Here is a 15,333-nt window from a genome sequence, read left to right on the forward strand (position 1 = left end):
TGTAAAACGGTATTACTTGAATGTTCTGTCCCTACTGGGCATCAACCTCAGAGGCGTCACGAGCCTGCACCTGTCCGCCATACAGCTTGTCGCCGTAGACCTGTGCCATTTCCTCGAACTTGACCCGCGCATTGGCTGCAAAGGGCTGTCGCAGCTTCAACAGAGTGCCGGTGCTGACCTGCTCGAACTCACCCAACATGTCCTTGCCTATCTCGTACATCTGCTCGTTCTTGGCAACGCACATGGCCAACGCACTCTCGCGTTCGGCCAGACTGGCTTCCAGGCTGGCCCGCTCGGCTTCCGTGTTGCGTGCCACCACCATCAGTTCGTCATAGGCCTGCTTGACCTCACCGGTCTGCTGGCGGCTTTCACGCACCTGGGCCTGCACCGCCTCCTTCTGCGATTGCAGGGTTTCGGCATTGCCTTGGGCACGCTGCAGCTGGGCTTCAAGCTGCTTGATATTCTCCAGCGCCGTATCACGCTGGGCTTCTGCACTGGTACGCGCGGCCTGCATCTGCGCCTGTTCCGATTGCAGGGCCTGCAGCTGCTGGGTGGTCATCCGCAGTTGGGTACGAAGCCGCTCTTCCATACTCTGCTCCTGGGCGTGGCCGAGCGACGGCAGTAACAGTCCACTTCCCAGTAGCAGCCCCAACAACCAGGATGGGCTCATCGGGCGTCTGATCTCTTTCATGGTGTGTCTCCACTCCGATGCTGACGGGGGTTAGAAGCGCGCATTGAGCTCAACCTGCAGCAGGTTTATGGAAAGCGGTGCACCATAGACTTCATCGGTGCTTATCCAGCGGCCGAGGGCGTAGACGTTATCGTCAAGACCGTAGGAGCCGCCCAGGTAATAGCCCTTGGCGTTGGTACCACCCAGGTGGAAGCTGGAATCGTTGTAGGCATCCGGCAGCGCGTCCGGCTCGATGTACTTGTACCCGGCAAACATGTTCCAGTCGCCCTGCTTCAGGCTATCCAAGGTGTTACCCAGGCTCGCATGGAGCATCCAGGCCATATCGCCGCTTTCATAATCATCGTCATCATCAAAGTTATTGATGATCTGACCTTCCGAACGCTTCCACATGTCGCTTTCGTCGTAAGCGAGGTTAAGAATGTAGTTACCCTGCAGACGCATTCTGAGATTGTCGAATACGGTGGTATCCCACATCATGTTCAGGTCAAGCAGGTTGAACTCGGAGGCCAGACCAACATATTGCGGCAAGGGTGTGGCAGCGGGATCACTGGGGTCCAGAGCGATATCGCGCAGCAGGAACAGGGTGTTGCCCTTCTGCATGAACTCCGGACGTGACCAGTCGGTGTCACAGGCAGGCGCACCGCTATAGAGTTCACATGGGGAAGAGCGCTGGCCTTCGATATTGTCAAAGTGGTAGTACGCCAGGGTACCGCGCAACTGATCCTGACTGTTGAGCTTCCATTGGGCACCTAACTGACCGCCAAACAACCATTTATCTTCGCTTTCGCCTTTGTCGGTACTGCTGGACGGCCAGGAATCCGAGCCATATTCGAGGGCAAAGGCCCCCACCGTTCCAAACAGTGAAAAATTATTTGCCACTTCAATGGGTGCCATGGTCCCGGAGATACCATCAAAGTTCAGGTCATTGGAATACAGCATATCGGTAGAGATAAAGGGGTTGGAGGCACGCCCCAGGGTGATGTTATCGCCCCTCCTTGACTGCCAACGCAACCAGGTCTGATCCAGCCAGATATCCTTCTTGCTCATACCGCCACCGAGGGTCTGGGTAGTGGACACCGGGCTGTCATCACTTCCACTGGCCAGGCGCACACCTGCTGACCAGTGATCAGTCAAGGCCGCCGTAATGCCCAGGCGAGCCCGGATGCGGAAGCGATTCTTGCGGTCTTCACGGGTATTCAATATGGGCGGCAAATACGTCGCGCTATCGGTGTTGACGTTATAAGGTCCGTCCGCATTGAACTCCTGAAAATCGATGATCTCCGGGCTGTTGGAGCTATCGAAGAAGCGCGATTCGTTGCGTATGCGCACGTCCCCATCCACCTTGATACGCGACACCCAGTCCGGGAAGGTATTGGGCGTAGCCCAGTTCTCACTCTTCGCCTGGGCGATGACCTCGGTCTTCACCTCATCACGAATCTGATCGCGCACGGTTTCGGGAATGTAGGGCACACGCACATCCCCCGCCTGCGCCGTCACACCCGTGCTCTGCTGGGTTTGCTGGCTCTGTTGACGCGCCTGCAATGCTTCCTGCTCGGCCTGACGCACCAGCGCATCAGCCTGATCAGCGGGTAGCACCCCTTGCTGAACCAGCAAGCGGATAAGGTTGATGGTTGCGTTTTCCGAGGGTGCCTGAGCCATACTGTGGCCCGCCGACAACGCCAGGGTGACGGCAACAACAGCGGCCAGTCGGTTCGGTTGAAAATTCATGCTCGCACTGCTCCTGATAAAAGCTGATCAATAAAGGGATGGACGGTCGCTGTTAGCCTGGTCGCCTGCCCTGCAAGGACACACGTACAGGTAATTTCAGGGATGCCGGCGGACGCTGCTCCATGGCAGGCGCGTTGCGTAACGCCGCAATAACCTTGTTATCCATATCCGCATCACCGCTGGATCTGAGCAACTCGGCTCGGGTTATCTGTCCGGCCTCGTTCAGCCACAGATTGACCTGCACCCGGAAGCTCTGATGACGCGTATCGTCGTTGTCACGCAGGATGCGTTGGAAGTTATGCGCCAGGTACTGCCCGTAGGTGGCATTACCTGCGCGGCCTGCACCCGATCCCCCCATACCGCGCCCGGAACCGGCAGCGATATTGAATGCGTCGCCCCCCGCTTGGGCTTCACCGTCGATCTGCATCGCTTCGGACTGATCATCCGCAGGGGTGGGCTCCTGATCTTCCGGCAGCGGCTCTTCCACCGGCGTGGGTTCAGGCTCCGGCTCAGGCTCCACCACTTCTTCCGGTTCAGGTTCGGGCTCCGGCACCTTCTCCGGCTCCGGTGGCGGCGGAGGGGGTGGCGGCAGCGGCACGATCATGGTCGGCTTGGGCAATTCGCGGCGCACCGAGCTGGTATCGCTGATCCATTCCCAGACCAGCCAGCCCAGCCCGGCCACAACCAGAACGCCAACCCCCATCTTGAGGTAGCCCAGCATGGGCCGCTTATCGCGGGGGCCCTTTGACTGCGGTGATTGCAACGGCATGGTGTTCCCTGTCACTTACAATTCTGTGTTTAGTTGGGCTTGCCCGTAACCAGACCGACCTGCGTCAGCTCCAGGCGGCGCAACATATCAAGCACCTCGACAATCTTCTGGTACTGCACCAGAGAGTCGCCGCGCAGGATTACCGGGAAGTCAGGATTGAGCGCCTTCTCAGTGCGCAGCCGGTCTTCCAGCTCAGGCAAGGTCACCGGATAGGCATCCAGGAACACCTGCCCCGCGTCATTGACCGAAATCGCCTTGGTCTTTGACTCCATCAGCGACACCGATGAACTGGCCTTGGGCAAATCCACCCGGATACCCGATACCTGCGCCGTGGCGGTGAGAATGAACATCACCAGCACCACCATCAGCACGTCTACCAACGGCGTGATATTGAGGTCATTTACCGGGCCATCACTATCGTCTTCGTCAGCCGATCTATTGATTGATGCCATGGTCATCTCTCCTCAAGCAGGAACCTGTTGTGCACTGTGCTTGGCTTGAGCCACCTCAGTACCGCCATCCCCGCCATGGACTTCCGCCAGACGGGTCACGAACTCATCGGTAAACATCCGCATATCGGCACCGACTTCACGGTTACGCCCGGCCAGGCGGTTGTAACCAAACAGGGCCGGAATCGCGACGAACAGACCGGCAGCCGTAGCCAGCAGCGCGGCCGCCATGCCCGGTGCAATCGCATTGATGTTGACGTCGCCGGCCATCGCCGCGCCCAGGAACACCACCATGATCCCCAGCACCGTACCCAGCAGGCCGATGTACGGGCCACCGGCAATGGCGTTGGACAGGATGCCCAAACGTGAACTCAACTGACGGTTCTCCAGGGTCCGCTGCACATCCATCGAAGCGCGGATTGAATCCAGGGTGGTTGAAGAAAGGGTGCGGGTATCCATGCCCTGCTCACGACGGGTGCGCAGCTCGTTGATGGCCACGCCGTAGAGACGCCAGGTCGAGGAGTGCTGCATGCGGGCAGCCAGGTTGTTGTCATCCCTGAGCGATTCCAGACGCGTTCCAACGGTGGAAAACGCCTCGCGGAACTCATCATTGGCACGGGCCATACGCGTAACGCTGCGGTTCTTGTTGATCATGATGATCCAGGACTGAATCGACATGAACGCCAGAATCGCCAGGATGATCCAGGCATCAAAGGGCACCGCGTTGAACAGAAAGCCCAGGCCGCCAAAATCGAAGCCCGACTGTTGCTCGTCCGCACCATAGGTCACCAGCAGCGAGTCCGAGCCCTGGGCAAGATAGTCTGCCTGCACCAGCGCCGCCGGCCGTGCCACCTTGGACAGACGCAACTCATCAATGGCACCGACAAAAGCGGTGTATTGAGCAGCGGGCGCACCCGCTGCGCTACCTGCAGCAGCATCCTCTGCGCTCTCGGCAACAGGTGTCGCATTGGCGTTAAACCCAGGCACATCACCACCAATGGCGGTTACCGTGCTCAAGGGCGGCAGTGCCACCGCCAGACTGCTGCTGGGCCGGCCATTGACATACAGCGTCAGCTGATCAGCGCTGGCGGTCACCGCCAGGTGCTGCCAGGACCCTGCCGTCAACGGTTGCCCCGGCGCACTGCGTTGGCCATTGACTTCAACAAAGGGCACGCCCTGACTCGTACCGATCAGCAAGGTATTACCAGCGTCACGACGGGCATAAACCAACTGCTCACCAGCCGGTTGATCCGCACGCACCCAGGCACTGAAACTGAAGGAGCCACCGGCAGGAATCGCCAGCGACGGGCTGGACGGCAACATCAGCGGTTCAGAACCGACAAATTGCGCGGCACGGCCCACCACCCCGTCCGTCAGCGACACCACCGAGGTCTGAGCGTGGTTACCATAGGCCGTGGTATCGCGTGCCGGCACACCGGCAGAGCCATCAAAGTGGTAGATAAGGGTGTAGTCAGGATCAAAGGTCACTTGCCCATTGGACGTAGCCGGCGCATCCGCGTTGCCGTAGTACATCCAGATATCCTGGCGCTGGGCCGCTTCAACCGCCGGCACATCCACCCACACCTGGGCCATCCCCATCAGCGGATCAAAGCTTTCGATCTGATGATTGAGTACCGTCTGGTCATCCGCCAGAACAAAACGGATATCCCCGCCATTCTCCTGGTTGCCATCAAAGACGAAGTTGCCGGTATGCAAACGCACCAGCAGGGGCACGCGCCCTGCTCGCTCATTAATCGCTCCACCTTCGGGCGTGGTATCAATGGAAATCTGTTTGCGGTAATCCCAGTCTTGTTGCCACCAGGCGTGTGCGACTGACGGCAACAAGGTGCTCAGGCACACAAGGAAAATCATCAATAGGCGTTGCATGTTCTAGCACTCCGAAAACGATCCAGTGTTAGTAGATTGAGGCGCTCAGCACCTTGATTATTAGAAGCTTGCCGTCACGCTGAAATGCGCATGGGCATCGTGCTTGTCGGTCTCCGGTCCTTCGACCAGCGGATAACCCAGGTCGAAACTGCCATGCAGCCAGTCAGTGACCTGTAGGCGAGCCCCCACCCCGACACTCGCAAGATCAAACTTGTCTTCCTGCTCCTCCATGGCATCGCGCAGCCGCATCTGGGCGCTTTCAACAAAGACATGGAAACGCAGCTCACTCACTGGCAGGTCCAGCCAGCTCTTGATCGAGGGGGTGCGCAACTCTGCGGAAAGCATGTAACCGTCATCCGCTGACTGTTCTGCCGCGAGATAGCCCCGCACGGAATAGGAGCCACCCGCCGAAAACTGCTCATTGGATACCAGCGGGCCACTGGCAAGTTGCCATTCACCCTTGCTGGCCAGCTCCCAGTTATGGGGCAATGTTTCAGTCAGGCCGAAGGTGCCTTTGAGAACAGAAAAGTCCGGGCTCGCCTTGTAGCGCTTGTACCAGAACTCTTCCCAGTCACTCCCCCCACTGATCAGCTTGTCGGTCGCGGTGACCAGGGTCACGCCGAAGTTGCCTGAACGCCGCTCGCTGAAGTGATAGCCGTTGTAGGACAGGGTGATGGGCGTGTATTCAATCGGCACATCATCCGCATCCTCGCCAAACCGCACCGACTCATCGAAACTTTTTCTATCCAGCCCCAGCGACACCGAATGCATCCAGTTATCGCTGAATGGCAGGCTGTAGATGGCTGCCAACCCGTATGAATGCCCCTTGCCCAGCACGTTAGTACCGCCCACCGTAGCCACATCGCTTTCTGAGTAGTAACCGGAAAAACGCAGGCTCCAACGTTCGCTCAAGGGCGCGCTGTAACTGCCGGACCAGACTTCCGCATTATTGGTATCTTCAGGGGCGGTAAAGAACGTCAACGAGGCACTGTGGCCTTTCTGCCACAGGTTGGAATGCCCCAGGGTGGCGACCGAGCGCAGTTCTTCGGTATCCGCGCTGTAATCGTTGTTCAGCGTCAGGCTGCCGCTCCAGGGGTTCTTGTCCTCAACCGTCAGCTCGACATCCATGGTGCCGGGAACCTGCCCCTCCTTGATCATCGGCATGACCTGCCGCTGGCCGGTACGACCCAGCTCGGTAAGCTGATCCTGCACCAGATCAAAGTCCGGCACGCCACCCTCAGCCAGCGCTGGCACTTCCTCGCGAATCGCCAGCGGCGATGAGTGCTTGGCGCCCACCACCCGCACACGGCCTACCCGGGTTTCCATGATCTGGAGAATGACCACCCCGCCGGTAACCTGCTGCTCCGGCAGCTCAACGTAGACCGACTGATAGCCCTTGCTCTGATAGGCTTCCTGCAACGCCTGCTGGGCGCTCTCCACATCCGCCAATCTGCGTTGTGGACCCAGGAACGGATAAACCGCCCGCTCGATTTCCCGAGCGGTCAGTACGGTATTACCGCGCACGATGTATTCATTGATATTGACCTGAGGCCCCTGCGTGGCCGTGGCATCCTGCGTCTCTGCATAGGCCACTGACACACTCAAAGGCAGCACCGCCAGCAGCCCTACCAACAGGTATGGCAACCTGTTTCCTTTCTCGAAGTCATACATTGAATGGACTCGGTTCCTGGTGAAACAATAAAGCTCCCGCCGTCGATGACGGTTTCCCTGGTCACTTGGCGATCGCTACATGACGCCCTGTGGCAGGCGCTCTCAAAACTGACACTCCGGTCACACCTAGGTAGTCGTTTGAGAAGGGACAACAGCGAAGCTTTGTCACCGAAACTTCATAATTTTATTTTCCAGCCCTATCGAAATAGCGTTGGTTTGCCACAGATGAAATTCATGCTGGCACTTGCAGATGACTTCCAGATGATGAACACAACGGCAAGTTGGAGATAAGAGAGATTGAGAGCTTGGATGCAGCTCCACAGGCCATGTGCCAGCACTGGTCACACGATTGACATGGAAATGTCGCAAACTCTATCCAGCCAAGATCTTTTTTGAAGATTAGGGTGACAGGTTGTCTGAGTTAAAGTACTGAAAATACTGGATGCAGTGTCGCTGCGTCCTCGAGGATCAATGTGCCTACCCTCCTGCTTACCCGCCATGGTTGTGCTCTGCTCTACGTCAGCTTCATGCTGCTGAGCTGGTGCTCCGCAGCAGTCACACTTGCCAGTGAGCAGCAGTCCTTACATCGCGGACAGACATTGCTGGAGTTTGATATCCCCGCACAGCCTCTGGAGACCGCGCTGCAAGAATACACAGAGGTTACAGGCCTGAATGTCCTGCTCGATCGCAGCCTGATCGCCGATCAGCATTCACCCGGGGCACAAGGCTCATTCACAGCACAGCAAGCACTACAGCAACTCATTGTCCACTCTGGGCTCGATGCCCAATACGCGAGCTCCCGCACATTTACCCTGAGGCCGCGCACGCAACAACAGCCTAAACCCGCCCAGCCGGTGCCCCCTGTCGCACTGCACGTCAGCCAACGCGTTACAGCATTCCAGCGCACCCTTGAACGAGCCATCTGCCATTCCGACGTACTGCCAGAAGGCAACTACCGCATGCTGATACAAGCCTGGCTGAGCCCCCAGGGCAGCGTTGACGCACTCAGGCTGGTCAAGCAGACCGACGACTCACAGCGGGACAAACAGGTGTTGGACGCACTGCGATCTCTGACGTTTCCCGCTTCATCAGGGAGCATGCCGCAACCTATAACACTGTTATTGCTACCCGCTAATATCAGCAACGGCTGCTCCGCCTGAAACCTGGCTGTAATATCTTTCTGCCACATTGGCCGTCTCGCATCTGGTTCTGAATCCACTCGGTGGTAGGAAGTCGGTTACGGTTATGCCTGAAAAGACAATTAAAAACGTATATCTGAATAACTATTCAGAATTGCGCAATCGCCTGAGGGCACACCTAGGCAGCTATCATCAGGCTGATGACATTCTGCATGACACCTGGATACAGCTGCAGCAGGCTAAACCCGTGACTGTCACCAGGCCACTGGCCTATCTCTTTCGTATGGCCAAGAATATATCGATCAGTGAGTTCCGCCGTCAGGCAATTTTTGATGTCGATACCGAAGCACTCCTGCACTTCACCGACGACGCGCTCGGCCCAGAAGAACACAGCTTCGTTGCCGATGAAATAAAGCAACTCAACCGGGCTCTCGATAACCTCCCCTCCCGCCGGAGAGAGATACTTGTCGCGCACCGCCTGTATGGTGTCTCGAAACAGGAGCTGGCCGAGCGATTTGGCGTTTCTACCCGAACGATCGAAAAAGAGCTAAAATCTGCTCTGGAATTTGCTGTAAGCTCCAAGGCCACGACTTGATACCTCGTTTGTCCCCCTTCGCAGGCAAGGATGCGTAAGGATCCATCAACCCAGACCCCCTCTATGCCGCCCAGTCCTGACGATCACACTTCCGAGCCAACCCCGTTAGACCCAGAGCTGATTCAGAGCCAGGCGAATGACTGGCTGCTGCGCATCACAGCCGGGGATATGACGCCGGAGGAAGCCGACGAATTCAAACGCTGGTGTGGCCTGAGCAAACTGCACGCCCGCACATTTGCAGAGACCAGCCGTGTCTGGCGTCTTATCGGCCCCGCAGCCGAACTTTCCGAGCCTCCCAAACAGCAGCAACCACCCCAGCTCAGCCGCCGGCGCTTCATTGCCGCCGCGGCGGGCGTAGCTGGCATAGCAGTCGTCGCCCACATGGGCATGCGTTCAGGCATCTCGCTGGATCTTGACAGCAGCATCAAAACTGCACGCGGCGAACTGCGGCGCCTGGATATCAGCTCAGACATTGCCGTCACCCTGAATACCCTGACCCGTGTTGAGCTCCTGGATACCGGATCGAGCACCAACCAGCACCACTTGCGATTGCTCAGTGGCGAAGTGGATGTACAGTGCAGCTCCTCGTTCGACGACGTTCGCATCCACGCAGCAGGCGGTGAAATACACAGTACGGACGCGCACCTCAATATCAAACATATCAATGACAGTGTGCATGTCACCTGTCTGCAGGGTATGGCACAAGTATCTTTTCAGGGCCGGCGCGAAAGCATCGGTCCCGGCGAACAAGTGCGTTACAGCCCATCATCATTTTCCACACCGGTTAAGGTCGACGCGAACGATGTCGGCAGCTGGGTAAATCGTGTGCTGGTCTTTAACGACACCCCTCTGGGTGAAGTGGTCGAGGAAATCAATCGCTATCGCCCCGGCAAGATCCTGTTGCTCAACTCTCAAGTTGCAGCACGCCGCGTACAAGCACGATTTGAACTGGACAGGCTCGATGAGGTAATAACCCTGATGACCAGTGTCTACGGTATCAAGAGCCTGTCGCTGCCCGGAAGCGTCGTCGTACTCACCTGACTCAGATGGAGGCCCGACAATGAATATATTCCTTCGCCGACAGTTATGGCTCTGCCTGGCCGCCTGCTCGTTATTCAGTGCGGTAGCGGCCTATGCGGACGATACCAGTCAGGCAGAAGCCGACTCCTGCATCGAGGTAGTGGTGGACGGCCAACGCGCATTACCGCTGGACTGCTATACGCGGATGATGACGCCAGAGCCACAGAAGACGCACCCGACACACAACCCTGCACTCGACTCGGCGGATGTCGCCAAACGCCAACCGAACGCAATCGGCCAGTTCAGCCAATCAGCCTTGCGCAACCGCATGGGCAACAACCTGGGTCACTCAGCCAAACCGCAACGCCCACCGCGCTGAGCCAAAACCTTATGCTTTGGGCACACGCCTGATTCCCTCCACACCTGAATCAGGTACAGCGGGAGCCGCTATCTGCGAGACAACACCGGCACGCTCAACGGTTACCCCATCGCGATCGATCGAGGCCAGCACCACATCAGTCATCAACGACTCACCTGCCATATATGCCTGCGGTGGAGCGCCATTGACTGACAACACAGCAACAGCGCGATCCGGCTTGCGCACCAGACCGATAACCTCCACATCCAGGCGCACCGGCTCTGATCCGAACCAGCCGGCCATCGCCTCGCCGGCAGCGTCAGCTACGATAGCAGGCATTTCTACGTCCTGAGGCGCTATTGTTTCAGCGGGCTGAAACAACAAATAACCCCAAACACCCACCCCTGTTGCCACAGCCAGAAAACCAGCCACATGCACAAGGCGCTCCAGGGGTACCGCCGACGGTAGCTTCCAGTTAACGGACATTGTCGCAACTCCTTCAACATGGTGATCAGCCGATCCCAAGCAATAGCAGGTTTATATGTGCATTTAATGTCAACGCCACATTCAGTCCGTAATATCAGCAAACGACACAGACGGACTCTCCCAACCACCACGTAGGGGCACCGCTCTTTATGATAAGCCAGCGCAACATCAGCGGCTTTACGCTCATCGAAATAATGGTCGTGATGGTCATCATCGGCATAGCAGCGGCCGCCATCAGCATCAACATGAGTCCCGACCCAGCTGAAAACCTGAGGCAGGATGCACGCGAACTGGCGCTGCGGCTGACCACGGCGCAAAACGAAGTACGCCTGGACGGGCGCGTCATTGCCTGGCAAGCGCTCGGTGATGGCTATCAGTTTGTGCGTGGCACTTGGACCGCCGCCCCGGGCAGTGTTGTGCCGGTGGTAACTACAGCCGGTGAGCTTGATCGCTTTGCCAACGACGAAGCACTACGTCCGCGCCAATGGCGTGCCGGACAAGTCGACGTATCCCCAGAGACACCCCTGCTGCTGACATCCGAATGGATAGGTGCCCCACTCCAGCTCGAATTGCGCAGTGGCGAGCATAACGTCGCCATCGTTCGCGATGGTACCGGCAGCTACAGGGTGCAATAGACATGACGGTAAAACAGACAGGCTTTACTCTGATCGAGGTACTGATCGCGCTGGCCATCATCAGCGTAGCGCTCGCCGCCTTCGCCAGGGTTACCAGCCAAGCTGCGACCAATATGAGCCATATCGAGCAGCAATCCCTGGCCATGTTATCCGCTCAGAACAGCTTGAACGAAATTCGCATCAGCACCCTCCCCCCAGCCGGAGTACATCAGGCTGAATGCCCCCAGGGGGAGCACGACTTCATCTGCCGACTGCAGATTGGCTCCGTTGAACAAGGAGCCCGCCACATCACCGTGGGTGTCTATGGCTCCCGCAACAGCGACCGACAACTCGCCTCCCTGCAAACATGGCTACCCGAGGCCCGCTGATGACGCTCATTACGCGAAGCTCCCGGCAACACGGCTTCACCCTCATAGAAGTCATGATTGCCATCATGATCATGGCCGTCATCAGCCTCATCTCTTGGCGCGGCCTGGACAGCATGACCCGCGCCAACACACAGCTGGAAATGCGCAGCGAAGAAAACACTCGCCTGATGCATACACTGCAGCAACTGGAGCATGACCTCGCCTGGCGCACCACCACTGAACTGCCCGCCGGTGCCTTGGACATGCCAGAGCAAGGCACCGAAACAACGCCGGACAAGCCAACACTGCAACCTCAAGCGCCGCTGATGTCTCTGCTACCGGTAGGCATGGATGTACGGCGCCTGAACCAGATCCCACTCCAGCTGGAACTGGTACGTGCCGCTCCGGCAGCACCGGGCCAATGGCAACGGGTTCGCTGGTGGCTGCAGGCAGGCACGCTCTACCGCAGCGCAGGCCAGCCGACCAACAGCTACCCCCTACCCACTCCCAAAAACGCAGACAAGGTCGCCGTACTGGAAGGCGTTGCCTCCTTTGATATCCGCGCCTGGGAGCCACAGCAAGGATGGCGGCAACTGCCTGCCACAGGTCGCTCCCTGACCCCGGCGTCCGGTCTGGAAATCCGCTTGGGCACCCGCCGCAGCGCCGGGCCGGTCACGCATTACCGCAGGGTTTTGGCGCTGAAGTAAAAGCTATGAAGGAACTTAAACGACCGGTGCGTCCTTGGGGACCGCAACCAGTTTGACACCCGAATAACTGCATCGTTGAAAAGCCCGCAGACCCAGCGCCCTAAAGCTCGCCCGTACTCGGCCGTTAAACTACCTACAACCGAGTCGAACAGGAGCCAAACAGTGGACGTTATTGCCAATCAACTCAGCAACCTGCACACCAACACGGCCACCACAAAGCTTGAACGTGCGGAAGCCAGCATCGAGTCCATCGTAGACCAGGTAACGCCGACCATCGCCTCAACCGTGGTTGATGTGAACTACCCTGAATCACATGCTCCAGTCGGATCGAGTGAACACTTAGAGGTCTATGGTATAGAGGCCCGAAATGTCTACAAGGTCCACGAGGAGACGTCAAAGCTTTCAAAAGCAATGGGATCGACGCAGAACGGCATGAAATCGGCTTGGGACCAGATCCATGCCAATTTGGAGAAAAGCAATCCCGCCCTGGCAGCAAAGGACTTTGGTTTTTCTCTTGATGCTGAAGGCAATCTTATAGTGCTGGAGCGTAGTGACAAACTCAGCGAGTATGAAATGGGTGTATTAACCGAAGCGCTCAACAGCTCGCACTCATTGAAGACGCAGGCCAACGACTTTGCCCGCTTGGCCATGGACTTTATCAAGGCTGACCACGTCAGTATGGGACTGGGTAAGTTCAACCTGGACATGAACAACTTTCACTCGACCATCGACTTTGAGCGCATGCTCGACTATGAGCAAACCGGGTCCAAAAGATGGAACTCGACGTGGTACAACCAAGTATGGAACAAAGGTGAAGAGCGAAACATCAGGATTGAGTATGAATGGTCTAAAAAACAGGGCAATTGACATAGTCCGCAACGACACTATTGTTACTGATCGATATAATAAAACCCTGTCTCAAGGAAGCACTCGAGCTTGACTCCCTCAGCCCGCGAGCAAGCCAGATTGCTCAAGGCAGGGGCTTGAGCAAACTATTCTATGGCTAATTATAGCCCAGCACAGAATATATATTCTCAGCAGTCATTCCCAATGCAACAGCCAAAACGAACGCCAGGCTTACAATAAATATCTTCAACCTCCAAGCAATGTAAAAATAACGAGCTGGCGGCGCATTATCTGGAAGGTAAGATTTAAGAATCCTCCTATAGGGACCTCCAACCGAGAAAAGCCAAGCCAAAGATATGAATATAGCAAACGCAGCGAATGGTTGCGGCTGATCAAATTGCAGCGAGGTATAACCCAGCGAAACCAGAAGTATCGATGCCGTGCCATTGGCTTGAGAGAAATACTCATCAGCTATTTCGTTCTCACGACCTAGTCTTATCATACACACCCCGGATAATATAATTAATACAAACAGCCACACGCGTACCGGAAAAACAATTACTGGAATTGCTTTAACACATAACACGATAGTCTGACATGCCTATTCCTTGCCCTTGCATTACACTCAGAACAGACATCACTGTCAGACTCTCGCCCACCACCCACATGAAAAAATATTCTATTTTTCTAGAACCACATTCCCTTTAGGGGTGGGTTTATTTTCATTTACATATTTTAACCGTTCCATCACTCACTTCTTCAGGTCACTCACCAGTAGCGATGAAGCCTCGATCGATTCAGTTTCAGTGCGGATAATAGCCGGATAAACTGGTGTAGTTTTCTGCAATCCAGCTGATAACCTGCGATCGCCCCTGAATATTAGATGGTAATTTCTCGTGAATCATCCATTCACAAATCTGCCGAGTTCGTACCGAAAGATCAGAATTATTTTTGCCCGTTAGTGAGTTCAACAACGTCAACACCTCATAGCCTTCTTTACGGCTAAAACGGCCAGCGTCGTCCTTTGTTTTAGTCGGGTCATCGCCCGGCACAGCCACCCAACTATAATCGTGGTAGTTCAGATCACTTCTCTTGATATCAGGCATACCTATCTCCTTATCGTTTACAGTCAAGAATTAACGCTGCGGTCTTGCCAAACACCCTACTTCCTACTCAAAATATCCACCACATTCGCAATCCCCTGCTGCCCCGGCACAAACCCCAGACTGGTACTATCAACGCTCAGACAGGACGACGAAGCAAATATGTCGGTTCCAGTGCCCAGGTAGACAACATTTCTGGCGTCGGTGAAGCCCTCGGAATACCGATAACTTTTCTTGTTCATACGGTGTTGCCATTCTGCACCGTCCGTCTCAGTATCCGCTGCATCCTGCCCGTGATGCTGCGCATGAAGGGTTTGCAGGAAGCCAAGATTGGGTAACAGATCAGTTGAGCCGTCCATGAGTTGCAGATTGTCATTCAGGTAACGATACACCACACCAACAACACCGGGATCATCGCTGACCAGCTGCACATCCTGTACGAACAACTCCTCGTCAGGCAGGCTGTCCGAATGGCCTTCAAAACCGACGAACCAGCGCCACAACATGTCGTGGATCAAGCGTGTGTACACCAAACCAGCGTGGTTAAGCGAGTAGAGTATCTGCAGAACCCAGGCACGGATGACAAAGGACAAATCCAATCCGCTTTCGCACCGGTCCGCCACGGTGAAGATCTCCCTGAAACTACTGACCAGTACGGCATCGATCTGCTTACGTAGCTCAACCAGCACATGCCCTTTGGGAATGTAGCTGTTCAGACTGTTCATGCAGCCCCATAAATCAGCAGAGATAATGCATACACAAGGAGAGGAATAGCGATGAACGTGCAGCGGTCGCTTCAGTGCCGTTGCAATATGCGTGGACAACTCCCGGCTCAACTCATACATCGAAATCGGACTACCGGCTTTTGCCTTCTTCGGAACCTGCTTCATCTTGACTCCCTC

The 15,333-nt window shown here is 56.3% G+C and carries 18 protein-coding genes; 8 read left to right on the forward strand and 10 right to left on the reverse strand.

The genetic code is table 11. The features are described 5' to 3' along the window. Window positions 1-31: 31 nt before the first annotated feature. Genes CNQ84_RS13680 through CNQ84_RS13705 form a run of 6 tightly spaced genes read right to left on the reverse strand, consistent with a single transcriptional unit; the run spans window position 32 to window position 7,195 of the window. Complete coding sequence (locus tag CNQ84_RS13680) at window positions 32-691, reverse strand: DNA repair protein (RefSeq protein WP_096005411.1); 660 nt, start codon at window positions 689-691, stop codon at window positions 32-34. Between the two features lie 30 nt (window positions 692-721). Then, the gene (locus CNQ84_RS13685) at window positions 722-2,419 is read right to left on the reverse strand and encodes a putative porin (protein WP_096005412.1); all 1,698 of its coding nucleotides are present in this window, start codon (window positions 2,417-2,419) and stop codon (window positions 722-724) included. 52 nt (window positions 2,420-2,471) lie between these two features. Next, window positions 2,472-3,188, reverse strand: a complete 717-nt coding sequence (locus CNQ84_RS13690) for an energy transducer TonB family protein (RefSeq protein ID WP_036989886.1) — start codon at window positions 3,186-3,188, stop codon at window positions 2,472-2,474. 29 nt (window positions 3,189-3,217) lie between these two features. Continuing rightward, complete coding sequence (locus tag CNQ84_RS13695) at window positions 3,218-3,640, reverse strand: ExbD/TolR family protein (protein ID WP_096005476.1); 423 nt, start codon at window positions 3,638-3,640, stop codon at window positions 3,218-3,220. 12 nt (window positions 3,641-3,652) lie between these two features. Beyond that, window positions 3,653-5,524, reverse strand: a complete 1,872-nt coding sequence (locus CNQ84_RS13700) for a DUF2341 domain-containing protein (RefSeq protein WP_096005413.1) — start codon at window positions 5,522-5,524, stop codon at window positions 3,653-3,655. Window positions 5,525-5,584: 60 nt separating this feature from the next. Then, window positions 5,585-7,195, reverse strand: a complete 1,611-nt coding sequence (locus tag CNQ84_RS13705) for a ShlB/FhaC/HecB family hemolysin secretion/activation protein (RefSeq protein ID WP_096005414.1) — start codon at window positions 7,193-7,195, stop codon at window positions 5,585-5,587. A gap of 473 nt (window positions 7,196-7,668) precedes the next feature. On the opposite strand from CNQ84_RS13705, the gene CNQ84_RS13710 reads away from it, so the two are divergent. From CNQ84_RS13710 to CNQ84_RS13725, 4 genes are all read left to right on the forward strand, one after another. Beyond that, window positions 7,669-8,355 carry an STN domain-containing protein gene (locus tag CNQ84_RS13710; protein WP_096005415.1) on the forward strand — a complete coding sequence of 229 codons (687 nt, stop codon included), beginning with the start codon at window positions 7,669-7,671 and terminating at the stop codon, window positions 8,353-8,355. A gap of 85 nt (window positions 8,356-8,440) precedes the next feature. Further along, entirely contained in the window at window positions 8,441-8,929 is a 489-nt protein-coding gene (locus CNQ84_RS13715; protein ID WP_051610880.1) for an RNA polymerase sigma factor, read from the forward strand. A gap of 30 nt (window positions 8,930-8,959) precedes the next feature. Then, window positions 8,960-9,970: a FecR family protein gene (locus tag CNQ84_RS13720; protein ID WP_096005416.1), complete on the forward strand. Its 1,011-nt coding sequence runs from the start codon at window positions 8,960-8,962 to the stop codon at window positions 9,968-9,970. 19 nt (window positions 9,971-9,989) lie between these two features. Then, window positions 9,990-10,328, forward strand: a complete 339-nt coding sequence (locus CNQ84_RS13725; protein ID WP_096005417.1) for a hypothetical protein — start codon at window positions 9,990-9,992, stop codon at window positions 10,326-10,328. 9 nt (window positions 10,329-10,337) lie between these two features. Here CNQ84_RS13725 and CNQ84_RS13730 read toward each other — a convergent pair whose 3' ends face one another. Then, a complete protein-coding gene (locus CNQ84_RS13730) occupies window positions 10,338-10,793 on the reverse strand; it encodes a hypothetical protein (RefSeq protein WP_096005418.1) in 456 nt (151 codons plus the stop codon). 149 nt (window positions 10,794-10,942) lie between these two features. On the opposite strand from CNQ84_RS13730, the gene gspH reads away from it, so the two are divergent. The 4 genes from gspH (at window position 10,943) to CNQ84_RS13750 (ending at window position 13,349) form a co-directional block, all read left to right on the forward strand. Continuing rightward, window positions 10,943-11,428 carry a type II secretion system minor pseudopilin GspH gene (gene gspH / locus CNQ84_RS13735; RefSeq protein ID WP_096005419.1) on the forward strand — a complete coding sequence of 162 codons (486 nt, stop codon included), beginning with the start codon at window positions 10,943-10,945 and terminating at the stop codon, window positions 11,426-11,428. 2 nt (window positions 11,429-11,430) lie between these two features. Continuing rightward, window positions 11,431-11,796 (forward strand): type II secretion system minor pseudopilin GspI, encoded by a 366-nt coding sequence (gene gspI, locus CNQ84_RS13740; protein WP_096005420.1) that lies wholly within the window; start codon window positions 11,431-11,433, stop codon window positions 11,794-11,796. Next, window positions 11,796-12,482 (forward strand): prepilin-type N-terminal cleavage/methylation domain-containing protein, encoded by a 687-nt coding sequence (locus CNQ84_RS13745; protein WP_096005421.1) that lies wholly within the window; start codon window positions 11,796-11,798, stop codon window positions 12,480-12,482. Before gspI ends, CNQ84_RS13745 begins: the two co-directional genes overlap by 1 nt. Before the next feature lie 162 nt (window positions 12,483-12,644). After that, the gene (locus tag CNQ84_RS13750; protein ID WP_096005422.1) at window positions 12,645-13,349 is read left to right on the forward strand and encodes a hypothetical protein; all 705 of its coding nucleotides are present in this window, start codon (window positions 12,645-12,647) and stop codon (window positions 13,347-13,349) included. Window positions 13,350-13,485: 136 nt separating this feature from the next. Here CNQ84_RS13750 and CNQ84_RS20395 read toward each other — a convergent pair whose 3' ends face one another. The 3 genes from CNQ84_RS20395 to CNQ84_RS13760 form a co-directional block, all read right to left on the reverse strand. After that, complete coding sequence (locus CNQ84_RS20395) at window positions 13,486-13,830, reverse strand: hypothetical protein (protein WP_133065903.1); 345 nt, start codon at window positions 13,828-13,830, stop codon at window positions 13,486-13,488. A gap of 301 nt (window positions 13,831-14,131) precedes the next feature. Beyond that, window positions 14,132-14,434, reverse strand: a complete 303-nt coding sequence (locus CNQ84_RS13755; RefSeq protein ID WP_096005423.1) for a hypothetical protein — start codon at window positions 14,432-14,434, stop codon at window positions 14,132-14,134. Window positions 14,435-14,490: 56 nt separating this feature from the next. After that, complete coding sequence (locus CNQ84_RS13760; RefSeq protein WP_096005424.1) at window positions 14,491-15,321, reverse strand: transposase; 831 nt, start codon at window positions 15,319-15,321, stop codon at window positions 14,491-14,493. Window positions 15,322-15,333 lie beyond the last annotated feature (12 nt).

Origin of the sequence: Pseudomonas abyssi, assembly GCF_002307495.1 — a bacterium.
Classification (GTDB): Bacteria; Pseudomonadota; Gammaproteobacteria; order Pseudomonadales; family Pseudomonadaceae; genus Halopseudomonas; species Halopseudomonas abyssi.